The sequence below is a fragment of the Bradyrhizobium sp. F1.4.3 genome (assembly GCF_040548375.1).
GTDB lineage: Bacteria > Pseudomonadota > Alphaproteobacteria > Rhizobiales > Xanthobacteraceae > Bradyrhizobium.
Window position 1 is genome coordinate 251,052 of record NZ_JBEPRN010000004.1, and the last position, 21,936, is coordinate 272,987.

Below are 21,936 nucleotides of genomic sequence, written 5' to 3' on the forward strand. Positions count from 1 at the left end.
TATATTGGTACACGGTCTGTTTATAGACCGCGCTGTTGACAGAATAACCGAATTGATTTATAAACAGCTCACTTGGACCCATACGGTCGATTAATGGATCAACAATGCCCAAAAAGGCGAGACCCTATTCGCGCTATGCCAAAGATGCGGCTGTGCTGCTGGGCCAGCTCATCCACAGGGCCCGTATCGAGCGGAAGATGACGGCCGAAGAGCTTGCCAGCAGGGCAGGCCTTTCGCGCGGATTGTTGCGGCGCATCGAGAACGGCGATCTCGGCTGCACACTCGGCGCAGTCTTTGAAGCAGCCGCCATCGCCGGCGTGCCGCTGTTCGACGTCGACGAACGGGCCCTGGCGAACACCCTCTCCTCCAATTCCGCCGTGATGGCGCTTTTGCCGAAATCCGTCCGCATGCCTCGCGAGAAGCCCGATGATGACTTCTGAAAAAAGGCCAGCCGAGGCCTTCGTATGGGTCTGGCTGCCGGACGCCACCGCGCCTGTCGTGGCGGGTCGATTGTTTGCCGAGGGCAACCAGCTCCTCTTCCACTATGGGCGAAGCTATCTCGCGCGAAACAACGCGATCTCACTCTATGACCCGGAGCTTCCGCTGCGGAGCGGAGTGCTCCCGCTGACGCCAGGGTTGATGATGCCGAACTGCATTCGCGATGCTGCACCGGACGCGTGGGGCCGCCGCGTTATCATCAATCGGACATTCGGAAAGAGCGGCAAGGACGTCGATACCGGAGATATCGACGAGCTGACCTATCTCCTCGAGTCCGGCTCGGACCGTATCGGTGCCCTGGATTTCCAGCTATCGGCGGAGAGCTATATACCGCGAGAGGCTTCGGCAGCATCGCTTGCAGAACTTCAGGCCGCGACCACGCTCGTCGAACAAGGGGTGCCGCTTACACAGGAGCTCGATCGAGCCCTCCTGCATGGAAGCTCGATCGGCGGCGCCCGACCGAAAACGATGATCACGGCAGACAGTCAAAAATATATCGCGAAGTTCTCATCGCAGAACGACCTCTACAACGTCGTCAAGGCGGAGTTCGTGGCGATGCGGCTTGCCGCAAAGGTTGGACTTGCTGCGGCTCCGGTCAGCCTCGACCGCGCCGCCGGAAAGGATGTTCTGCTGATCGAACGTTTCGATCGGCAAAAGACCGGGAACGGGTGGCGGCGCCGCGCGATGGTCTCTGCGCTGACGCTGCTCGAACTCGAGGAAATGATGGCGCGTTATGCGAGCTATGAAGACCTCGCGACGATTATCCGTCACAGGTTCACCTCACCCAAGGCGACTCTCCGCGAACTGTTCGGAAGGATGGTGTTCAACATCCTCTGCGGCAACACGGACGACCACGCCCGGAACCACGCTGCATTCTGGAATGGAAAGGAACTCTCGCTAACGCCCGCTTACGACATCTGCCCGCAAGCAAGGACCGGCGGAGAGGCAACTCAGGCGATGTTCATCACCGGCGAACGACGCACGAGCCAGATCTCGGTGTGCCTTCAGGCCGCGCCGCTCTTCCTTCTCGGCCTCAATGAGGCAACCGAGCTCATCGCAGGACAGATCGAGGCGATCAAGACGTCCTGGAAAGAGGTCTGCGACGCGGCAGCGCTTTCGGAAGTCGACCGCAACTTCCTGTGGGGGCGGCAATTCCTCAATCCCTTCGCGTTGGTCGAGGCTCCGGAAGCATTGGTCAGGCTCGCTGAATGAAGGCCGGCGGAGAGGCTGTGAACGTGCCCGGCCTCATGGTTCGCCCGGCGATGCAGAGCATCGTCCGGAGACGCGCCGTAAAACCCGGCGCCCCTCACCACGGGGGCTGCGATTTCACCGCACAATGAGACCTCATCCTGAGGAGCCCGGCCAAAGCGGGCGTCTCGAAGGATTGCCGCAACGAAAACGCCTGCGACCTTCATTTCCATGCCAATTACGTCGAGTGCAGGAAATCGGTCACCTAGTTCAGTGAACCGCAATTCCTGAAACCGCACGCCCCAACGGCTAGCATCGGCGCTGTCTCCGGTGATTTGCCGGAGGCTGGCGCGCCCGCGATTGAAGTGACCTCCGCTATGATAGAAGCGGGGATGAGTCGGCTTGAAGATTTACGAGAGGCCGATGTGGATCAAGCGTACTCGGTAGAGCAGGTTTTTCGAGCGATATTGGCGTCTTCGATCGATCTGCGGATGATCCGGGTGAGTTTATCCACCCCCATTAGATACCTGATGCCCGTGATAATATCGTTGTTGATGCGCTTTAGAGTTATTAGGTCGAGTTGATATATATTCTTGCCTCCCTGCTTTAGGCGCTTTTCAAGACCAATAGACCCCTTCTCGGCTTCAAAGGTCCACGAATCTTGGGAGTGCATCAAGACGTTTCTGTTTTCCGCGCAGATAGAGAAGAACTTGAGCAGGTGATCAACATGATCGAGAACATGCGGGTCGTGCTCTTTGTGTTTGGCTAGGGTTCGAATAGCTAAGGCCCGTTGTTCGTTCGACGCCTTCTCAAAGAGAAGGTCAACCGCCAACGGCTCGACGTAGTTTGCCAGAATGAATCTTAGCGAAGTTTCAAATACATTGTAACGTAACGAGATTAAGCCAAGCCCGAACACATGCTCTCGTAACTCGCCAAGCAGCGGATCGTCTTCAGGGGCCTCGGACATGAACTCTCCTACAAAAAAGACAGCTACGATGAGAAAGAAGCTCAAGAGCGTTTCAAGGCTGGGCTACGCGGCGCGCTCAAGACGCCTCATGAGCCGTTGAAGGAAAAGCCGAAGATGCGTGCCCCACGCAAGGTCAAGCCCAAGAGAACCAAAAGATAAGACTGCGAATTATGGATTGGCTCGGAACAGTGCTTGGCATCCGTTTGAAGGTGGGCGGCTGCCCTTGTGGAGCAGCCGACCGCCGACAGGTTGATCAAGACCAGTGAGTGTTAACCCAATCGTTAGTGCCTTTACCTCAGCCGTCGTATTCTCGGCACTCGCGCTGTCCCCCTTACTGCGACCTATCCGAGGTCCACCCCTTGTACTCGCCGACATTGTCGCGCGTCACGAGTTTCGACGGCAGCAGCTCGACGGTGGATGCCGGCTTCTGGCCGTTGAGGATGCCGACGCCGACCTGCACGGCGCGGCGGGCCATGAAGAACGGGTCCTGCGAGGCGGAGGCCTGGATCTGCGGCGACTGCGGGTCCTTGAGGGCTGCTTCGATGTCGGGCGCGCCGTCGACCGCGGTGATGATGATGCCGGTGCGCTGCTGCTGGCGCGCCGCGAGGTCGGTGCCGATCGCCTGCGGATCATTGATGGCGAAGATGGCATCGATCTTGGCAAAGCGGGTCAGATAGCCCTGCGCCACCGTGAGGCCGCCTTCGCGCGAACCCTTGCCGTCCTGGTCGTTGGACAGGACCTTGATGCCGGGGGTCTTGCCGAGCACATTCTTGCAGCCGACGACGCGGTCGATCACCGCGGAGACTTGCGGGCCGTTCTCGATGATCACATCGCCTTTGCCCCCAAGTTTGTCGACGATGTACTGGCAGGAGATCTCGCCGGCCTGAACGTTGTTGGTGGTCACCGTGGCGTCGGCGCCTTCGGCCGCGGTGTCGACGGCCACAACCACGATGCCGGCGGCCTGCGCCTTCTTGATCGCAGGGCCAACGGCCTTGGGATCGCCGGGATTGAGCAGGATCAGGTCGACGCCGGCTGCGATGAAATTGTCGATCTGGGTAACCTGCTTGCCGAGGTCATATTCGAAACCGACGGTGGTGATCTTGACGTTGGGATTGGTCTTCCTGGCCTCGAACTCGGCGCCCTTCGACAGCGCGACGAAGAACGGATTGCCGAGCGAGCCCAGCGAAATGCCGATCGACTTGAGCTCCTTGGCGAAGGACGGCGCGGAACTCAGGACCAGCGCCATCGCAGCGCCGGCAAACGAGATCGTCTTCAACATTGGCTTCCTCCCTGGTCTGTTTGAATTCCCACCGCGGCGACCAGTTGCCGTGACGGGTCCTTGGTCGTTTTATTTGAGCATGATCTCTTTCGAAAAACCGCTTCGCACTTTTTCGAATCATGCTCTCAGGTCCGGGCCGAGCCCTGCAGCCGATAGCGGTCCAGCGCCACCGCGCCGATGATCACCAGGCCCTTGATCACATATTGCCAGACGTCGGACACGCCGATCAGAATCAGGCCGTTCGACAACACCGCAATGATCAGCGCGCCGACCAGCGTTCCCCAGATCGAGCCGATGCCGCCGACAAAGGAGGTGCCGCCCAGGATCACGGCGGTGATGGCGTCGAGCTCGTAGGACTGGCCGAGCTGGAGGCCATTGGCGGCGTAGAGACGCGCCGCCTGCATCGCCCCGCCGAGACCCGCGAGCAGGCCGGAGACGCCATAGACGAAGATCAGCACGGCCCAGACCTTGATGCCGGCAAGCCGCGCGGCGCTCTCGTTGCCGCCGACCGCATAGATGTGCACCCCGAGCACGGTGCGCTTGAGCACCAGCCACGACACCAGGATGACCAGCAGCGCGATCACCCAGAGCCAGGGAATTGAGACGACGCCAGGAATAAGCGTCAGGGCGCCATTGCCGATGAAGGCATAGGGTATAGACGGATTGAACACCGTGGTGTCGGCGCCGAGCAGGCGCGCGGCGCCGCGCACGGCGGTCAGCGAACCCAGCGTGACGATGAAGGGCGGCAGCCGCAACAGCGCGATCAGCCCGCCATTGAGGATGCCGAACACAGCGCCGGTGAGCACCGCGGCCGGCAACCACAGCAACCCGAGATCGGGGAATTTGGAGATGATCAGCCCGGCCATCGCCGACGCCGCCAGGATCGAGCCGACCGAGAGGTCGATGCCGCCGGTAAGGATGACGAAGGTCATGCCTGCGGCCAGCACGGTGTTGACCGCGGACTGCTGCACCACGATGCCGATGTTCTGGCCGGTAAAGAAGCGGCCGTCCGACAGGACATGAAAGCCGATGCACAGCAGCAGCAGCACCGGTAGCATGCCGACCGCGCGAATGATCATCCGCGTGCGCTGCCGCTTCGTCTCCTGCGCTGCGGCAAGACCGGACGCGGCGGGGGCGGCCTTGGCCGAAGCGCCGTTCTCAGGCATCGATCTGCTCCATTCCGGTGGCAAGCGCCATGATCTCCTCCTGGCTGAGCGGCGACGTCGCGCCCCGCCGCATCTCGCCGGCAATCTGCCCTGCGCGCATCACGACGACGCGGTCGCAGATGCCGATGATCTCGGGCAGGTCGGACGAGATGACGAGAACCGCGGTGCCCGACTTCGCGAGGTTGTCGATGATCGAATAGATCTCGGACTTGGCGCCGACGTCGACGCCGCGCGTCGGCTCGTCGAGGATCAGGATTTTCGGGCCGATCGCGAGCAGCCGCGACAGCAGCACCTTCTGCTGGTTGCCGCCGGAGAGCCCGCCGGCGGGAACACCGACATTGGCGGCACGGATTCCGAGCGCAGCGAACGCTCGTTTGGCGCGGTCGCGCGCCTTGTCACGGTCGAGGATGCCGCCGAACTTTGCATCGCGGCCGAGCACCGCGAGATTGATGTTGTCGAGGCAGGACATGTCGAGGAACAGGCCGAGCGCCTTCCTGTCCTCGGTGAGGTAGGCAATGCCCGCGTCCAGCGCCTCGCCGGGCGTGCGGATGGAGACCGCGCGGCCCTCGATCTCGACATGGCCAGAGGTCATGGGCGCGGCGCCGATGATGAGATGCGCAAGCTCGGTCCGGCCGGCGCCAATCAGGCCGGCGAGGCCGACGACCTCGCCCGAATGCACCGTCAGGGAACATCCCTTGACGCGGCGTCCGTCGGCGATGTCGACGGCGGCGAGCACGGGCGCGCCCGGCCGCGCCTGGGGATCGTGGTCCTTCTTGTAGAAGGACGAGACGTCGCGTCCCACCATCATCCGGACGATGGTGTCGGCGCGGATCTCGGGCTTGTCGAGCGACCCGACCAGCGTGCCGTCGCGCAGCACCGTGACGCGGTCGCCGAGCGCATAGACCTCGTCCATGCGATGCGAGATATAGATGATGGCAAGACCTTCGGCGCGAAGCTGGCGGATCAGGGCGAACAGCCTTTCGCTCTCACCCGCCGACAGTGCTGTAGTCGGCTCGTCCATGATCAGGATCCGGGAGCGGGCATGCAGCGCGCGCGCGATCTCGACCAGTTGACGCTGGCCCATGGAGAGATTGGCCACTAGGGTCTGCGGCGTGAAATCCGCGCCGAGCCGTGCCAGGATCGGACCGACGCCGGCCTGCATCGCCTCGCGCGCCAGCAAGCCGCCGCGGGAGACCTCGCGGCCGAGATAGATATTCTCGGCGACGCTCAGATTGGGGGCGAGCGAGAGTTCCTGATAGATGATCGCGATGCTGGCCGCGCGGCCGCCGAGCGGGCCGCTGATCTGCACCGGCTGGCCGTCGATGCGGATTTCGCTGCCCGGATCGGGCCGGTAGGCGCCCGAAAGGATCTTCATCAGCGTGGATTTACCGGCGCCGTTCTCGCCCATCAAGGCGTGGATCTCGCCCGCGTAGACGGTGAGGTCGACGTCGCGCAGCGCCTTGATGCTGAAGAATGACTTGGAGACACGGCGCATCTCGAGGATGGGCTCGCTCATCATACCTCCCCGACGCGCCGACGGCGGCATCGCATCTCACCCGCGTCTCATTCGGTCCCTTGCGCGAGTGGGCGCATTAAACAAAAGGCCGCGGCGCGGGGCAATACCTCCCGCGCGCTCATCTGCGGTCGGCGGCGCTTTATCTTTTTCGGACGGAACTCATCTCCCGACGTGATGCCTTTTCTTCGCCACATCGGCGCGCAGCATCTTGTGCACGGTCGCGATGCTCCGCGTATCGCGGTCAGCGCCGCGGCCGGTACAGGCGGCGCCATTCCGGAAGCCGCTCGGCATAGGCTTGGGCAAGCGCGCGGTCGGGCTCGAACGTCTCGACGCGCTGCGGCGCGGTGCAGACGGCGTCGATCGCCTCCCCGGTGACGGCCAGCCGGCCAAGCCGCGCCGCACCAAACGCGGCGCCGGTCTCGCCGTCGGCAAATCGATGCACGGGCATGTTCAGGACATTGGCCAGCACCGAAAGCCAGAACCGCGACCGCGAGCCGCCGCCGATGACATCCGCCTCCGCGATCACCAGTCCGGTCTCGACAAGCACGTCCCGGCAATCCGCAAGCGCGAAGGCAACGCCTTCGAGCACGGCTTGCACGATGGCACCACGATCGGTGGCGTGACTGAGCCCGTCGAGCATGCCGCGCACGTCCGGGTCATCGTGCGGGGTGCGCTCGCCGGACAGATAAGGCAGGAAGCTGACAGGTGACGGCGCCTTCGGACGCAACCCGAGCGGCGCCAGCAGCTCAGCCTCGGAGGTCCCCAACAGCCGCGCGATCCAGGCCAGGCACGATGCTGCCGAGAGGATCGCGCCGGCGTGAATCCACCGGCCGGGGACGGCGTGACAGAAGGTGTGCACCACCCGCTCCGGATTGGCCGCGATTGTCTCGGTCGGCACCAGCAGAGCGCCGGAGGTTCCGAGCGAAATAAAGGCAGCGCCGCGGCTGATGGCGCCGATGCCGACGGCACCCGCCGGATTGTCGCCGGCGCCGCCGGCGATCATCGGCCGCCTCGTCATGCCCCAGCGCTGCGCCATCTCACTCGAGAGCCGCGCCGCCGGGGCGCAGCCCTCGACCAGACGCGGCATCTGCCGGCGCGACAGGGCGGTTGCGGCGAGCCCCTCATCCGACCAATCGCGGCGCGCCACATCGAGCCACAGCGATCCCGAGGCGTCCGAGACATCCTCGATCGCCTCGCCGGTCAGCACCAGGCGCAGATAGGCCTTGGGTTGCAGCACAAGCCTGGTGGCGGCGAAGATCTCCGGCTCGTGCCTGGCGACCCACAGCAGTTTCGGCGCCGTGAATCCCGGCATCGCCTTGTTGCCTGTCGTCGTCCGCAATGCGGGCCAGCGCTGCTCCAGTTCGGCGCATTCAGCGAAAGACCGTCCGTCATTCCAGAGAATGCAGGGCCGCAACGGCCTGAGACCGGCATCCAGCAGCGTTGCGCCGTGCATCTGGCCCGACAGGCCGATGCCCTCGACGTCGGCCAGTTCCCGCGCATGATCCGCCTTCAGCGCGTCCAGCGTCGCGAAGGTAGCCTCGATCCATTGCGCCGGGTCCTGCTCGCAATGGCCGGGACGCGGCGTGCTGACGCTCAGCGGCCGGCTGCGGCTCGCCACCACGCGCTGCGCGTCGTCGACGAGAACGATTTTGACGGCAGACGTGCCGAGGTCGATGCCGAGATACATGATGCCACTTGCCTTGCGCGCCCACGACATTGCGAGTCTGGCGCGATGATTTCAAGCCGTCGCCAGTGGAGCTCGATCACGGCCCCATTTGGCGCCATCAGGCAGGCGGCCGTGGCGGAGTCCTGAAGTTCGCGCCGGTGAGGCCACAATCCGGAATAGGGAGACTGCCGTTCCCGAGGTTGGCACGTGCTCCCCAATCGTGTAACGCCACCGAAAAGCTTGTCGGGACGGGACGCTGATGGGGACCGCTGCCACTGATGACGCGGGAGATGGCACACGCGCGCTGATCTTTGCGCTGCTTGCGCTGGCCTGCGGGCACATGCTGTCGACATTGCTGCGCACGATCCCCGCGATCAGCCTCGATCTGATGGCGGCGGATTTCCATATTGAGCCACAGGCGCTGGCGAGCCTCACCTCGGTCTATCCTTTCGCCTTTGCCGCCGCGCAGATTCCGGTCGGCGCCGCGATGGATCGCTTTGGCGTGCGCCTGGTGTCGCTCAGCCTGCTCGCGGGGACGATCGTCGGCGCAATCGCGTCAGGCCTTGCGACGGGGCCCGAGAGCTTTGCGGTCGGGCAATTGCTCCTGGGCGTCGCGACCTCGGGCATGCTGATGTGCCCGATGACGCTGGCGGCCAAGCAATTGTCGGCCGCGCGGTTTGGGTTGTGGTCGGGCGCGATCCTCTCGATCGGCAATATCGGCATGCTGTTGTCGTCGAGCCCGCTCGCCTTCGTGGTCGATCATTACGGCTGGCGCGCCGGGTTCTGGATCGCGGGCCTCGGCGGCATTGTGGTGGCGCTCGCCGTGTTCGCGCTGGTGCCGAACCAGCCCGCCGAGCACAAGGACCATTCCTCGCCGCTGTCGCAGATGATCGAGGTGCTGCGGCTCGGCCTGTCGCGGCCGCTGCGCGGCCTGATCGCGCTGGCGCTGGTGTCGCTTGCGACCTCGCTGGTGCTGCGCGGCCTGTGGGCCGGGCCGTGGCTGATGCAGGTCAAGGGACTGTCGCGGGTCGAGGCCGGCAACCAGCTCGGCGCATTCACGCTCGCGATGATCGCGGGTCCGCTTTGCATGGGCATGATCGATCGCAGGCTCAGCCGCCGCCGCGAGCTGGTGGCCGGCACGCACCTCGCCGCGGCGCTTCTGGTCACGCTGATGGCGCTTGGCGCACCACATTACGCGGTCTCGGTGCTGTTCGGCGTGGCCGTGATGCCGCCGCAATACGACCTGGTGCTGTTCGTGCTGATCGGCTTGGCGACCTCCGCGCAGCCGCTGCTGTTCGGCATGTCGCGGCAGCTGGTCGACGCGCAAACCGCGGGCAAGGCACTCGCCGCGATTAACCTCGCGTTCTTCCTCGGCGCGGCCCTGATGCAGTCGACCACCGGCGCGGTGGCGGCTTTCGCGGGACTGCCGGCGGTTCTGCTGTTCATGGCAGCCATGCTTCTGTTCGGTACGCTGATCTTTTTGACTTACACGTCGTCGCGTTCGTAGGATGGGGCTTCGCGAAGAGCTCTGCCATCTTAAGCGTGTGCACCAAAGGAACGCTCCATGCCTGTCGACACCAAAGCTGCCACCGACCGCCTCATGCGCTTTCTCGCCATCGAGGGCGTGACTGGACAGGAGGCAGCGATCGGGCGTGAGCTCACGGCCGCGCTGAAGGAAAGCGGCGTGCCGGCAAAGGCGATCCGGCTCGACGATGCTAATACGCGCATTCCGGTGCCGACCGAGACCGGCAACCTCATCGTCGACCTGCCCGGCCGCGGCGCGCTGCACAACCAGCCGCGCATCATGTTCATGACCCACATGGACACCGTGCCGCTGTGTGCCGGGGCGAAGCCGAAGAAATCGGGCCGCAAGATCGTCAACGACGCCAAGACCGCGCTCGGCGGCGACAACCGCTGCGGCTGCGGCGTGCTGGTGACGCTGGCCGCCGAGCTTGCCAAGCAGAAGCTCGATCATCCGCCGATCACGCTCTTGTTCTGCGTGCGCGAGGAGAGCGGGCTCTATGGCGCGCGCCACGTCAAGCTGGACGAGCTCGGCGCGCCGGTGATGGCCTTCAACTATGACGGCGGCTCGGCCTCCAACGTCGTGATCGGCGCCGTCGGCGCGGATCGCTGGAACGTCGAGATTTTCGGCCGCGCCTCGCATGCCGGCGTCGCACCCGAGCGCGGCATCTCCTCGACCATGATCCTCGCGCTGGCACTTGCCGAGGTGAAGGCCGGCGGCTGGTTCGGCAAGGTGGTGAAGGGCAAGAGCCAAGGCACCAGCAATGTCGGTCCCGTCACCGGTGGCGAAGGCCGCCCCGCGGGCGACGCCACCAATGTCGTCACCGACTACGTGCATGTGCGCGGCGAAAGCCGCAGCCACGACGGAAAATTCTTCAAGGAGATCACCAAGGCCTACAAGGCGGCGTTCGAGAAGGCAGCCAAGCGCGTCACCAACACCCAAGGCAAATCCGGCAAGGTCAAGTTCAAGGCCGAGACCGACTATTTTCCGTTCCGCATGAAAGAGAACCTGCCCGTCGTCAAACGCGCGATCGAGGCCGTGTCCGCGGTCGGCGGAACACCGAACGTCCGCGCCGCCAGTGGCGGGCTGGACGCGAACTGGATGGTCCGCCACGGCGTTCCGACCGTCACCTTCGGCGCGGGCCAGAACGAGCCGCACACGATCGACGAATGGATCAATCTCGACGAATACGACCGCGCCTGTGCGCTGGCGCTGCAGCTTGCGACGATGCGGTGAGCTGCGTTGCGCTGCTCGCGCTTGCCGAGCAGCGCCCGTCGGCCTAGCCTCCCAAAAAAATACAGGGAGGACGCATGCCGCGCATTGCAACGACCGAATCCGCACTCTACCGGATTCCCCTCCCCGTCACGCTCTCCGACTCGACGCATGGTGAGATCGCGGCGTTCGAGCTGATCACCTGCCGGGTTCGCGATGCCGATGGCGCGGAGGGTGTGGGCTACACCTACACCGTGGGCCGCAATGGCGGCGCCGTTGCCGACATCCTCAGGCGCGAAATTCCGCCGCTCGTCGAGGGCCGCGAGGCCGATGACACCGAAACAATCTGGCATCACGTCTGGTGGGGCCTGCATTACGGCGGCCGCGGCGGGCCGATGGTGCTGGCGCTGTCTGCGCTCGACATCGCGCTGTGGGATCTGAAGGCGCGGCGGGCGAAGCTGCCACTGTTCCGCCTGCTCGGCGGGTACGATTCGCGCGTGCCGTGTTATGCCGGCGGCATCGACCTCGATCTCTCCGTCGAGGCGCTGCTGAAGCAGACCGACGACAACCTCGCCAAAGGCTTTCGCGCCATCAAGATGAAGGTCGGCCGGCCCGATCTCAAATCCGATGTCACACGAGTCAGAGCGATGCGCGACCACCTCGGCGAGGGCTTTCCGCTGATGGCGGACGCCAATATGAAGTGGACCGTCGAGGAGGCGATCCGCGCCGCCCGCGCGCTGCAACCCTACGATCTCACCTGGCTCGAGGAGCCGATCATTCCCGACGATATCGCGGGCCACGCCCGCATCATGCAGGCCGGCGGCGTGCCGATCGCGGCGGGCGAGAATTTGCGCTCGCTATGGGAGTTCAAGAACTACATCGTCGCCGGCGCCGTGTCCTATCCCGAGCCCGATGTCACCAATTGCGGCGGCGTCACCGCCTTCATGAAGATCGCGCGGCTTGCGGAAGCCTTCAACCTGCCCGTCACCAGCCACGGCGCGCACGACATCACCGTGTATTTGCTCGCGGCCTGCCCGAACCGCTCTTATCTGGAGGCGCACGGTTTCGGACTCGACACCTATATCGAGCATCCGCTGGTGCTGGAGGACGGCAAGGCCCTCGCCCCGGCGCGGCCGGGCCACGGCATCAGCTTCGACTGGAAGGGGCTGGCGAAGTTGTCGCCTTAGAATGCGAGGTCGTCATGCCCGGGCTTGTCCCGGCCATCCACTTTCTTTGTACGGCGAGGTAAGACGTGGATGGCCGGGACAAGCCCGGCCATGACGATGTGGCAAACCGCTTTGCTGCACGCGAGGCATTCGCTGGTGCTGGGTGCAGCGAGCGGATAATCCGCTATGGTGGCAGCAGTCGACACCAGAGAGCAAAGCCTTGACCCCCGAGCTGCACCAGAAACTAACCGCGTGGCGCCGGCATCTGCATGCCCACCCCGAGCTCTCCTTGCAGGAAAGGGCCACCGCCGCCTTCGTGCAGGACAAGCTCACCGAGCTCGGCATTCCCTTCGAGGCCGGCATCGGCGGCCACGGCATCGTCGCGACGCTGACGCGCGGGTCTGCGCAAACGCGCGTCGGCTTGCGCGCCGACATGGATGCGCTGCCGATCACCGAGGACACCGGCCTCGCCTACGCCTCGAAGACGCCCGGCGTGATGCATGCCTGCGGGCATGACGGGCACACCGCTTCGCTGCTCGGGGCGGCCGCGCTGTTGGCCGCGGACACGAGCTGGAGCGGCACCGTCGATTTCATCTTTCAGCCGGCCGAGGAAGGTTATGGCGGCTCGCGTGCGATGGTCGGCGCCGGCCTGTTCGACCGCTTTCCGATGGATCGGGTGTTCGGCTTCCACAACTGGCCGGGACTGGAGGCCGGCACGATCGCGGTTCATGACGGCGTCGTCATGGCTTCCGGCGGCCGCGTTACCATCACCATCGAGGGCCATGCGGGACACGCCGGCATGCCGCATCTGACGCGCGATCCGGTGATGGCGGCAGGCCATTTGATCGTGGCCATGCAATCGATCGTATCGCGCAGCGTCGATCCGCTCGACACCGCCGTGCTCTCGCTCTGCACGATCGAGGGCGGCACCGCGCCGAACCAGATCGCCGGCAAGGTCGTGATCCGCGGCACGCTGCGGCATCACCGCAATGCGGTGAAGGACACCATTGTCGAGCGGATCGGCGAGATCTGCGCCGGCATCGCGACGAGCTTCGGCGTCAAGGTCACGCCCGAGATCGTCATGGGCGTCGGCGTCGTGATCAACACGCCGGAGGAAGCCGGCCTCGCGCGCGTGGCCGCGGACAAGGTGCACGCGCCGGTCAGGCGCGATCTCGCGCCGAGCATGGCCGGCGAGGATTTCGCGTTCTACCTCCAGCAGCGGCCAGGCGCTTTTGTCTGGATCGGCAATGGGCCCCTGCGCGACGGCGCCGAGCTGCACGGCCCGCGCTACGACTTCAACGACGCGATCCTGCCGGTCGCATCCGGCTGGATGGCCGAGGTCGCCAAGACGGCGCTGTCGGCGAACTAGCCAGCAACCCTCTGAACATGTAGCGGCAATGCCCGCCGGCGGGAGCCTCTCGCCGCCGGCGCGCGGCCGTGCGCTTGACGCACACCGCCCGGGCAGGTTTAATAATCGACAACAACATTTGTTCGCATTCCGAACACGACCTTAGTCGGGCAAAGCGGGCTCTCAACACCGCGTCCGCGTCACCAGGGGAAACGTCACCGATGCAAGCCATCCTCTCGGGCGAGAGCACGCTCATCCTCGCGATGATCGTTGCCTACATCGCCTTCACGTCCTGGCTCACGCTCAAGCTGCGCAGCAGGACCAGCGACCAGTTCATGACCGGTGCGCGCGCCATGCCGGCCGTGGTCGTCGGTGTGCTGATGATGTCCGAATTTGTCGGCGCCAAGTCGACCGTCGGGACCGCACAGGAAGCGTTTCAATCGGGCATGGCGGCCGGATGGGCCGTGCTCGGCGCCTCGCTCGGCTTCCTGCTGTTCGGCCTGTTGATGGTGAAGAGGCTCTACAATTCCGGCGAATACACCATTTCGGCCGCGATCGCGCAGAAATACGGCAAGTCGACCATGCTCACGGTCTCGGTGATCATGATCTACGCGCTGCTGCTCGTGAACGTCGGCAATTACGTGAGCGGGGCGGCCGCGATCGCCACCGCACTGCATGTCAGCATGCCCGTTGCGATGTGCGTCATCGCTGTGGTCAGTACCTTCTACTACGTGTTCGGCGGCCTGAAGGGCGTCGCCTGGGTGACGATCCTGCACAGCGCCTTCAAGGTCGTCGGCATCGTCATCATCTTTTCGGTTGCGATGTCGCTGACCGGCGGCATCGCGCCGATCCAAGCGAAATTGCCGGCCTATTATTTCAGCTGGGACGGCAAGATCGGCTTTACGACCATCTTCGCCTGGACCTTCGGCACGGTCGGCGCGATCTTCTCGACGCAGTTCATCGTGCAGGCGATCTCCTCGACGCCGAGCGCCGATGATGCCCGCAAGGCCACCTACTATGCGGCTGCATTCTGTCTTCCGCTCGGCTTCCTGCTCGCGCTGATCGGGGTTGCCGCAAAATATCTCTATCCCGACATGAACAGCCTCTACGCGCTGCCGGTGTTTCTGGAGAAGATGCCGCCGCTGGCCTCCGCCTTCGTCACGACCTCGCTGATCGCCTCGATCTTCGTCAGCGTCTGCACGGTGGCGCTGGCGATCGCTTCGCTAGTGGTGCGCGACTTCTATGTGCCCTATTGGAAGCCGACGCCGGAGCGCGAGCTGAAGATGACCCGCGTTTTCTCGGTGCTGATCGGCATCGCGCCGCTGGTGTTCGTCTTCTTCATTCCCGAGATCCTCAAGCTGTCGTTCTTCACGCGCGCACTGCGCCTGTCGGTCACGATGGTGGCGATGATGGGTTTCTATCTGCCGCTGTTTGCCAGCAACCGTGGCGCCACCGCCGGCCTGATCGGCGCGGCGGTCTCGACAACGCTCTGGTACGTGCTGGGCAACCCCTTCGGCATCGACAACATGTATATCGCGGCCGCGACGCCACTGGTCGTGATGACGCTCGAACGCCTGGCGCTTGGCCGCGCGCGCGCCGAGCCGCAGGTGGCGCAACCAAATGCATTCGTGGAAAGGACCTCGACATGATCACCGATATCGAGATCGCAGCCGGCGGCGCCGTCGGCCAAATTGCCGGCGATCCCGAGCGGTTCGACGCCTTCATTCCCTCACCTTGCGTGCAAAACCACGCGGCCAATCTGATGCCACTGGCCAACGGCGATCTCGCCTGCGTCTGGTTTGGCGGCACGCAGGAAGGCATGTCGGACATCTCGGTCTATTTTTCGCGCCTTGCTCGCGGCGCGACGCAATGGTCGCGCGCGGAAAAGCTGTCCGACGATTCCGCGCGTTCGGAACAGAACCCGGTGCTGTTTCCCGCCCCGGACGGCACGCTGTGGCTGATGTGGACGGCACAATTGGCGGGAAACCAGGACACCGCGCTGATCCGCCGCCGCCGCTCCCGCGACCATGGCAGGAGCTGGGGCCCGATCGAGACGCTGTTTCCCGAGGAGCGCGGCCGCGGCACCTTCATCCGGCAGCCGATCGTGGTGCTCGACAATGGCGACTGGCTGCTGCCGGTGTTCTATTGCCACAGCACGCCGGGCAAGAAATGGAACGGCGACGAGGACACCAGCGCGGTCAAGATCTCGTCGGATGCGGGTGCGACCTGGCGCGATGTCGACGTCCCCGGCAGCCGCGGCTGCGTGCATATGTGCATCGAGCGGCTCGACGACGGCTCGCTGCTCGCGCTGTTTCGCAGCCGCTGGGCCGACAACATCTATCAGAGCCGGTCCACCGATCACGGCCGCACCTGGTCGGCGCCGGTCCCGACCGCGCTGCCCAACAACAACTCCTCGATCCAGGTCACGCGGCTCGGCAACGGCCATCTTGCGCTGGCCTTCAACGACTCAAGTGCAAATGATGCAACCGGACGCCGCCTCTCGCTCTATGACGAGATCGAGGACAATCTGCCGCCCGTTCTCGCCGGCGACGGCGGCAAGGCCGACGGACGCACCGCCTTCTGGGGCGCGCCGCGCGCGCCGATGACGCTGGCCATCTCGACAGACGGCGGACGGAACTGGCGCAGGCGCAATGTCGAGACCGGCGACGGCTACTGCATGACCAACAATTCGCGCGACCAGACCAATCGCGAGCTGTCCTACCCCTCCGTCAAGCAGACCACCGACGGCGCACTCCACATGGCCTTCACCTTCCATCGCCGCGCGATCAAATATGTGCGCGTGACCGAGCAATGGGTGACGCGGGACTGAGATCATGGACAAAAGGCCGTACGCCCTGGTCACGGGCGCCAGTTCAGGGATCGGGGCTGCGATCGTCGAGCGCCTTCTGCGCGATGGCTGGCGCGTCACCGGTATCAGCCGCCGCCCCGGACCGTTCGACCATCCGGCCTTCGATCATTTGTCGCTTGACCTGAGCGACGTCGACGGCATTGCGAACGCCGTTGCGGGCATCGCGCCGACCGCGCTGGTTCATGCCGCCGGCATGCTCAAGGTTGGTCAGCTCGGATCGCTCGACCATGACGACGGCGCAGCGATGTGGCGGCTGCATGTCGACGTCGCCGAGCGTCTCGCCGACGCGCTGGCGCCGCGCCTGCCGCAGGGCGGGCGCATCGTCTTCATAGGCAGCCGCACCGCATCGGGCGCAGCCGGCCGCGGGCAATACGCTGCGACCAAGGCGGCGCTGGTCGCGCTGGCACGATCCTGGGCGATCGAGCTCGCACCTCGCGGCGTCACGGTCAACGTCGTTGCCCCCGCCGCCACCGAGACGCCGATGCTGAAGGATCCGACGCGCGCCAATGTCGCGCCAAAACTGCCGCCGATCGGCCGGTTCATCCGCCCGGAGGAAGTCGCAGGCGCGGTAGCATTCCTGCTCTCGGCAGACGCTGCGGCCATCACGGGACAGCAGCTCGTCATCTGTGGCGGCAGCTCGCTCTGAATTCACCGCCCTGCAATCGCCGGGCTCTGAATTTCGCGAAAGATCGACCCGTGGCCACTCCAGATCGGTTGCTGTACCATGGACCTCGTTCAGGCGAGCGAGATCCAGATGAACCGGCGCGAGCTCGTTTCAGGATTGACCGTTGCAACCGCGTTTGCAGGCTTGCTGCCGACCGGCGCCGCGGCAGACGGCAAGCGGGTCGCGCTGGTGATCGGCAACGGCGCCTACAGGAACGTGCCCACGCTGCTCAATCCGCCGAACGACGCCGGCGATATCGCTGCGGCGTTGAAGCGGCTCGGCTTCTCGGTCTCGCTGATCACCAACGCCAGCTTCGATGACATGCGTCGCGGCCTGATCACATTGGGGCGCGATGCCGCCGGAGCCGACATGGCGACCGTGTATTTTGCAGGCCATGGCATGGAGATCAGTGGCGAAAACTGGCTGATTCCGATCGACGCAGAACTGAAGCGGGACACGGATGCCGCCAATGAAGCCATCGGCCTGCAGAGCGTGATGTTGCAGGTCTCCAACACCACGAGCCTTGGCCTCGTCATCCTCGATGCCTGTCGCAACAATCCATTTGCCGCCAAGATGAACCGCTCGCTGGCCACACGGGCGGCGCCGAACGGCGGGCTCGGGCGCATCGAGCCCGTCGGCAACGTTCTCGTCGCTTATGCCGCACGGGACGGCACCACGGCGCTTGACGGCGACGCGCGCAACAGCCCGTTTGCAGCGGCGCTCTTGCGCAATATCGAGGCGCCTGGCGTCGAGGTTACGTTCATGTTCCGCAACGTCCGCGACGACGTGATGGAAGCGACCCACAACGGGCAGCAGCCCTTCGTCTACGGCTCGCTGTCTCGTAAGGCGATTTATCTAGCCGGTCGACCATCAGGCGGCACGGACGGAGCAGAGCCCGTCGCCCCGCTTCCGGCCGTCGTCCCCCCTGCGCCGTCGCGCGCACCGACGTCATCGACGGTCGATCCTGCGTTGGTCGGCACCTGGGAAATCATGGTGCCGAACGGCCATGGGCAATCGCGTTGGATCTGGCAGATCATGGGTGACGGCACCTACAAGTTCCGCGCCGAGCCGGAGCGCTCGGCTCGCTCTCATGAAGGCACGATGACCGCCGCGAATGGCCGCTGGACCCTGCATGCCCTCAGGGGCCTTTCGGGCTATAGCGATGGCGGCGCGTACGAGATCCACGACACGCTGGCGGTGATTACTGGCAAGCTCGGCACCGGCGCCTGGAGGCGCAGCGTGGAGTGACGGCATAGCCGGCGCCTGAGGGCCTCACCTATCCACGGCAGATAACCGGCGCCCGCCGGCGGACGATTTCCGGAGGATGGCCGAACCGGGAGATCCGCCTGTCCGGTCCGCCGCAATCACGCCTCATCCAGAACATCGAACAATTCTTCGACCCGATCGAACGGGGCATCGCGCATCTGACCGTGGTAGACGACGCGATCGCCGTCACGTTGCAGCGATCGCCCCGTGGATTTCCCCTTGGACTTCCGCAATCGTCCCGGCAGGAACGTCGCGGCCACCGCCTCGCGCCCGACATCCAGGCGGATAATGCCCCTGCGCTTGCAATCCAGCCTTAGTCTCGCCGCCGCGAAGAAATCGCGGGCCCCCGACGGCAATTGCCCGAAGCGGCGGGAGGTTTCCTCTTCCAGATCGTCAAGCTCGTCCTCGCTGCGGCACCGCGCGGCACGGGCATAGAGTTCGAGCCGCACCGGCTCGGATTGCACATAGCTTTCCGGAAGCATGTCCGCGACCGGCAGATTGAGGTCAGGCACCCAAACCGCGGCCCTTGCGTAATCGACCTTTTCCGAGGCCATTTTCAGGAGGTGACTGTAGAGCACCGGTCCAAAGACCTGGACATGGCCGGATTGCTGCTCGGAGAACAGATCTCCCGCACCTCTGAGATCCAGGTCGCGCTCGCTGATGGCGAAACCCGCACCCGGCCGGCTGAACTCCTCAAGCACGGCGAGCCGCTTTTCGGACTGCACGGAGGCCGACTCGGTCAGCAGATATGCGAAAGCGCGTATCCCGCTGCGGCCCACCCGCCCGCGCAGCTGGTGAAGCTGGGCAAGACCGAATTTTTCGGGCCAGCAGATCACGATCGTGTTCGCACGCGGGATATCGAGGCCGCTCTCCACGATGTTGGTCGCGAGCAGAACGTCGGCGTTGCCCTCGACGAAGCTCATCATCCGGTCGTCGATCTCATCGGCAGCCAATTTGCCATGGAGACAAACGATGTTCAGATCGGGCGCCACCGCCTGCACCCGCGCCAGCATCGGATCCAGATCCTGGATGCGCGGACAGATCAGGAAGCTCTGCCCGTGGCGCCTCTGCTCCCGCAGCAATGCCGAGGCGATCGCAGCATCCGACAAGGGCGCGATTTTCGTCGCGACCGGAAGCCGGTGAACCGGTGGCGAGGCGATGATGCTCAGGTCCCTGAAGCCGGCAAGACCTGCGGCAAGCGTCCGCGGGATCGGCGTGGCGCTCATCCAGAGCGTATGGACATTCTTGGCGAGGCCGGAGAGCTTCGCTTTCTCGGCTGCACCAAAATGCTGCTCCTCGTCGATGATGACGAGGCCGAGATCGTCGAACTTCACGTCCTTCGAGGCGAGCGCCTGGGTTCCGACCACGATCTTCATTCGGCCGCTTCGCAAGCCTTCCTTCGTCACCCGCATCTCCGCGCCGGACGTGGCACGCGACATGTTCCCCACGTCGATGTCGAACGGAGCAAAACGCTTGCGGAAGGTTGCGACGTGCTGCCGTGCCAGGACGGTGGTCGGCACCGCGATCGCCACCTGTTTTCCGGACAGCACCACGGCTGCGGCCGCCCGCAGCGCCACCTCGGTTTTTCCAAATCCCACGTCGCCGCATATCACCCGGTCCATCGGGTGGCCGGAGGCAAGATCATCAAGGACATCCCGGATGGCCTTGGCCTGATCGGCCGTCGTGAAATAGGGAAAGCGCGCGACGAACTTTTCGTAGACCGACCCCGGTGGAATCAGCTTTGCCGCGCGCCGCCGGCGGCGCTGGCTGATGTGTTTGGCAAGCACCTTGCCGGCGACCTGGATCTCGCGCTCAGCCTCGGTGCGGCGGGCCCACCAGGTACTCCCATCGGCCTTGTCGAGCACCAGCTTGCCGCGCTCTGCCGCGTAAGGCCACATCAGGGCCAGATCAGGCGGCGGCACCAGAGCCGCATTGTCTGCCGCAAAGCCCAGCCTGATCATCTCCCGCAAGGTGCCGCCGCCCGTGTTCACGGTCTGCAAGCCTTCGAGCACGGCGAGGCCGCGCTGGAGATGAACGATCACCGTGCCCTGTTCCGGCACATCGGCATGATCGAAAGCCGCGCTCCAGGCTTTGGCCATCGGCTGCGGATGATGGGCCCTGCTGCCGAGCACGTCGGACGCCGTCACGACGACAAGCGCCTTTTTCCCTGGCACGACGAAGCCCGCGTCGAGATCGGCCAGCAGTGCCGCTTCGCGATCGCGTCCGCTCGTCACCTCGTCCCAATTCGAAAGACGCTCCGCCTTGACGCCGCTCATCCGTTCCATCGCGCGCAGATCCTCCTCCTGCGCTGCGACGAAGATCAACCGCGAGCCAGCTCGCCGCGTCTCCTCGACAAAGGCACGAAAGGCTTTCCTGGAGGAGGTCAGCTTCGAGAACTCCGGCGTGGGTTGGTAGGGAGCCGTCGGCGGCAACACCTTCATGCCCTTGGTGGCCTGCTTCCAGTCGTGCCGTCCCAGATATTCGCGCTCCCTGTCGGCGCGACCCGCGGCCTCCTCGATCGTGCTCAGCCAGCCGTCGGCGTGCAACGGGACGCCAGCGTCCGCGATCCACCTGGCGCGTCCGCAATAGTCGAACAGCGTCGCACGCTGAGCGCGCCTGGCGGCGAAGCCGAGCCGTTCCGACATGGGATCGACGAGAAGCTCCTTCGTCTCGAAAATGATGTCGTGCTGTTTCGGGTCGAACGCCACGATCCGGCTTATGGCGCGCCCCGCATGCTCCACCCGGAAAGGACCTAGCGCGCCCGCGGGAAATATCTCGAAAGTCTGCCCATGAAACAGCACACCGCCTGGATAATCCGGCTCGTCGTCCGGATCGTAACCCAGCGCTTCGAGGCGCACGCGAAGGTCGGCTTCCGAGAACGTGCCGCCGACCTTCAGGCTTATCGGCAGGCGCGAAAGGCTCGCCGGCGGCGGCAGCCGCTCCATCACGGCTTCCGCCGTCGAGACGAGAAAGATCGGCCGTTTGGATTTCGCCAGTCGTCTCAGTACCGAGGCGCGACGCCCTGCAATTTCGCGAGACGGCTCCAGTTGATCGAACGGCAAGGTGTTCAATCGCGGAAACACCAGGACCTCGCAGGACGGGTCGAGCGCATGAATGACGCTGCCGAGCCGCTCCGCTCTGTTCTCACTCTCGGCGAGGAACACGAGGCCACTACGGCCTGACTGCTGCCATTGCGCAAGCAGATGAAGCGCCATCATGCCGAGCGGCGACGACGACGAGATCGTGGCGCGTCGCGAGCCTTTGTCTTGCTGCGGTGATGCCTTGCTTGGCGAGCGTCTGCTTGTCGAGCTCTTCGCCGGCGAGCGCTTCTTTGGCGAACTCTTGACTGACGAGTTCTTAGCTACTGGCCGCAGTTTCTTGGAATGACGCACGTTAATCCGTTTCTCGTCGTAGGCAGTCGTCAATGGCACGCGCAGCCGGGTTCGTCCCGATTCGGTCGCGGATGGTCATGCATATGGGACGGGGCGCGCGAACGCACGCCTCCCCTAAAACCTCGTGCGATGCAAGGTCACCGGCACACGCAAAAGCGCGAGGACAAGCCGCCAGTCGTCTAGCAGACGCGCCGGCCCATTTCCACTCTTGTCATCA

General features: G+C 64.7%; 17 protein-coding genes. 11 read left to right on the forward strand and 6 right to left on the reverse strand.

The window, feature by feature from the left end:
* Positions 1-152: 152 nt before the first annotated feature.
* Together ABIB73_RS15370 and ABIB73_RS15375 are read left to right on the forward strand one after the other, a co-directional pair.
* Positions 153-440, forward strand: a complete 288-nt coding sequence (locus ABIB73_RS15370; RefSeq protein WP_354225183.1) for a helix-turn-helix transcriptional regulator — start codon at positions 153-155, stop codon at positions 438-440.
* Positions 430-1,710 carry a type II toxin-antitoxin system HipA family toxin gene (locus tag ABIB73_RS15375; RefSeq protein ID WP_354225184.1) on the forward strand — a complete coding sequence of 427 codons (1,281 nt, stop codon included), beginning with the start codon at positions 430-432 and terminating at the stop codon, positions 1,708-1,710. Before ABIB73_RS15370 ends, ABIB73_RS15375 begins: the two co-directional genes overlap by 11 nt.
* A 406-nt stretch (positions 1,711-2,116) precedes the next feature.
* Here ABIB73_RS15375 and ABIB73_RS15380 read toward each other — a convergent pair whose 3' ends face one another.
* The 5 genes from ABIB73_RS15380 to xylB all read right to left on the reverse strand — a co-directional run bounded on the left by ABIB73_RS15380 (position 2,117) and on the right by xylB (position 8,301).
* Positions 2,117-2,653, reverse strand: coding sequence for a hypothetical protein (locus tag ABIB73_RS15380; protein ID WP_354225185.1), 537 nt, complete (start codon positions 2,651-2,653; stop codon positions 2,117-2,119).
* Positions 2,654-2,984: 331 nt separating this feature from the next.
* A complete protein-coding gene (locus ABIB73_RS15385) occupies positions 2,985-3,932 on the reverse strand; it encodes an ABC transporter substrate-binding protein (protein ID WP_354225186.1) in 948 nt (315 codons plus the stop codon).
* Positions 3,933-4,057: 125 nt separating this feature from the next.
* Entirely contained in the window at positions 4,058-5,098 is a 1,041-nt protein-coding gene (locus ABIB73_RS15390; protein ID WP_354225187.1) for an ABC transporter permease subunit, read from the reverse strand.
* Complete coding sequence (locus ABIB73_RS15395; RefSeq protein WP_354225188.1) at positions 5,091-6,614, reverse strand: sugar ABC transporter ATP-binding protein; 1,524 nt, start codon at positions 6,612-6,614, stop codon at positions 5,091-5,093. The genes ABIB73_RS15390 and ABIB73_RS15395 overlap by 8 nt, the downstream gene beginning before the upstream one ends.
* A gap of 241 nt (positions 6,615-6,855) precedes the next feature.
* Positions 6,856-8,301 carry a xylulokinase gene (gene xylB / locus ABIB73_RS15400; RefSeq protein WP_354225368.1) on the reverse strand — a complete coding sequence of 482 codons (1,446 nt, stop codon included), beginning with the start codon at positions 8,299-8,301 and terminating at the stop codon, positions 6,856-6,858.
* A gap of 238 nt (positions 8,302-8,539) precedes the next feature.
* Between xylB and ABIB73_RS15405 the strand changes: the two genes are divergently transcribed.
* From ABIB73_RS15405 to ABIB73_RS15440, 8 genes are all read left to right on the forward strand, one after another.
* Positions 8,540-9,787: an MFS transporter gene (locus tag ABIB73_RS15405; RefSeq protein ID WP_354225189.1), complete on the forward strand. Its 1,248-nt coding sequence runs from the start codon at positions 8,540-8,542 to the stop codon at positions 9,785-9,787.
* A 57-nt stretch (positions 9,788-9,844) separates the two neighbouring features.
* A complete protein-coding gene (locus ABIB73_RS15410; RefSeq protein WP_354225190.1) occupies positions 9,845-11,038 on the forward strand; it encodes a M20/M25/M40 family metallo-hydrolase in 1,194 nt (397 codons plus the stop codon).
* 74 nt (positions 11,039-11,112) lie between these two features.
* Positions 11,113-12,201, forward strand: coding sequence for a mandelate racemase/muconate lactonizing enzyme family protein (locus ABIB73_RS15415; protein ID WP_354225191.1), 1,089 nt, complete (start codon positions 11,113-11,115; stop codon positions 12,199-12,201).
* A 199-nt stretch (positions 12,202-12,400) separates the two neighbouring features.
* Positions 12,401-13,549, forward strand: coding sequence for an amidohydrolase (locus ABIB73_RS15420; protein ID WP_354225192.1), 1,149 nt, complete (start codon positions 12,401-12,403; stop codon positions 13,547-13,549).
* 200 nt (positions 13,550-13,749) lie between these two features.
* Positions 13,750-15,177 (forward strand): sodium:solute symporter family protein, encoded by a 1,428-nt coding sequence (locus ABIB73_RS15425; protein ID WP_354225193.1) that lies wholly within the window; start codon positions 13,750-13,752, stop codon positions 15,175-15,177.
* Positions 15,174-16,358 (forward strand): sialidase family protein, encoded by a 1,185-nt coding sequence (locus ABIB73_RS15430; protein WP_354225194.1) that lies wholly within the window; start codon positions 15,174-15,176, stop codon positions 16,356-16,358. Before ABIB73_RS15425 ends, ABIB73_RS15430 begins: the two co-directional genes overlap by 4 nt.
* Before the next feature lie 4 nt (positions 16,359-16,362).
* Complete coding sequence (locus tag ABIB73_RS15435; protein ID WP_354225195.1) at positions 16,363-17,043, forward strand: SDR family NAD(P)-dependent oxidoreductase; 681 nt, start codon at positions 16,363-16,365, stop codon at positions 17,041-17,043.
* A 78-nt stretch (positions 17,044-17,121) separates the two neighbouring features.
* Positions 17,122-18,309, forward strand: coding sequence for a caspase family protein (locus tag ABIB73_RS15440; protein ID WP_354225196.1), 1,188 nt, complete (start codon positions 17,122-17,124; stop codon positions 18,307-18,309).
* A gap of 116 nt (positions 18,310-18,425) precedes the next feature.
* Here ABIB73_RS15440 and ABIB73_RS15445 read toward each other — a convergent pair whose 3' ends face one another.
* Positions 18,426-21,545: a DEAD/DEAH box helicase gene (locus ABIB73_RS15445; protein ID WP_354225197.1), complete on the reverse strand. Its 3,120-nt coding sequence runs from the start codon at positions 21,543-21,545 to the stop codon at positions 18,426-18,428.
* Between ABIB73_RS15445 and ABIB73_RS15450 the strand changes: the two genes are divergently transcribed.
* Positions 21,544-21,714 (forward strand): hypothetical protein, encoded by a 171-nt coding sequence (locus tag ABIB73_RS15450; RefSeq protein ID WP_354225198.1) that lies wholly within the window; start codon positions 21,544-21,546, stop codon positions 21,712-21,714. The two genes, ABIB73_RS15445 and ABIB73_RS15450, sit on opposite strands and share 2 nt — an antisense overlap.
* Positions 21,715-21,936 lie beyond the last annotated feature (222 nt).

What these genes read in the sequence shown, in the direction of transcription:
- ABIB73_RS15390 (WP_354225187.1), bottom strand. Translation starts at nt 5,098, where the DNA reads ATGCCTGAGAACGGCGCTTCGGCCAAGGCCGCCCCCGCCGCGTCCGGT.
- ABIB73_RS15430 (WP_354225194.1), top strand. Translation starts at nt 15,174, where the DNA reads ATGATCACCGATATCGAGATCGCAGCCGGCGGCGCCGTCGGCCAAATT.
- ABIB73_RS15385 (WP_354225186.1), bottom strand. Translation starts at nt 3,932, where the DNA reads ATGTTGAAGACGATCTCGTTTGCCGGCGCTGCGATGGCGCTGGTCCTG.
- ABIB73_RS15425 (WP_354225193.1), top strand. Translation starts at nt 13,750, where the DNA reads ATGCAAGCCATCCTCTCGGGCGAGAGCACGCTCATCCTCGCGATGATC.
- ABIB73_RS15380 (WP_354225185.1), bottom strand. Translation starts at nt 2,653, where the DNA reads ATGTCCGAGGCCCCTGAAGACGATCCGCTGCTTGGCGAGTTACGAGAG.
- ABIB73_RS15450 (WP_354225198.1), top strand. Translation starts at nt 21,544, where the DNA reads ATGCCGAGCGGCGACGACGACGAGATCGTGGCGCGTCGCGAGCCTTTG.
- ABIB73_RS15395 (WP_354225188.1), bottom strand. Translation starts at nt 6,614, where the DNA reads ATGAGCGAGCCCATCCTCGAGATGCGCCGTGTCTCCAAGTCATTCTTC.
- ABIB73_RS15375 (WP_354225184.1), top strand. Translation starts at nt 430, where the DNA reads ATGACTTCTGAAAAAAGGCCAGCCGAGGCCTTCGTATGGGTCTGGCTG.
- ABIB73_RS15415 (WP_354225191.1), top strand. Translation starts at nt 11,113, where the DNA reads ATGCCGCGCATTGCAACGACCGAATCCGCACTCTACCGGATTCCCCTC.
- ABIB73_RS15445 (WP_354225197.1), bottom strand. Translation starts at nt 21,545, where the DNA reads ATGATGGCGCTTCATCTGCTTGCGCAATGGCAGCAGTCAGGCCGTAGT.
- ABIB73_RS15405 (WP_354225189.1), top strand. Translation starts at nt 8,540, where the DNA reads ATGGGGACCGCTGCCACTGATGACGCGGGAGATGGCACACGCGCGCTG.
- xylB (WP_354225368.1), bottom strand. Translation starts at nt 8,301, where the DNA reads ATGTATCTCGGCATCGACCTCGGCACGTCTGCCGTCAAAATCGTTCTC.
- ABIB73_RS15440 (WP_354225196.1), top strand. Translation starts at nt 17,122, where the DNA reads ATGGACCTCGTTCAGGCGAGCGAGATCCAGATGAACCGGCGCGAGCTC.
- ABIB73_RS15410 (WP_354225190.1), top strand. Translation starts at nt 9,845, where the DNA reads ATGCCTGTCGACACCAAAGCTGCCACCGACCGCCTCATGCGCTTTCTC.
- ABIB73_RS15435 (WP_354225195.1), top strand. Translation starts at nt 16,363, where the DNA reads ATGGACAAAAGGCCGTACGCCCTGGTCACGGGCGCCAGTTCAGGGATC.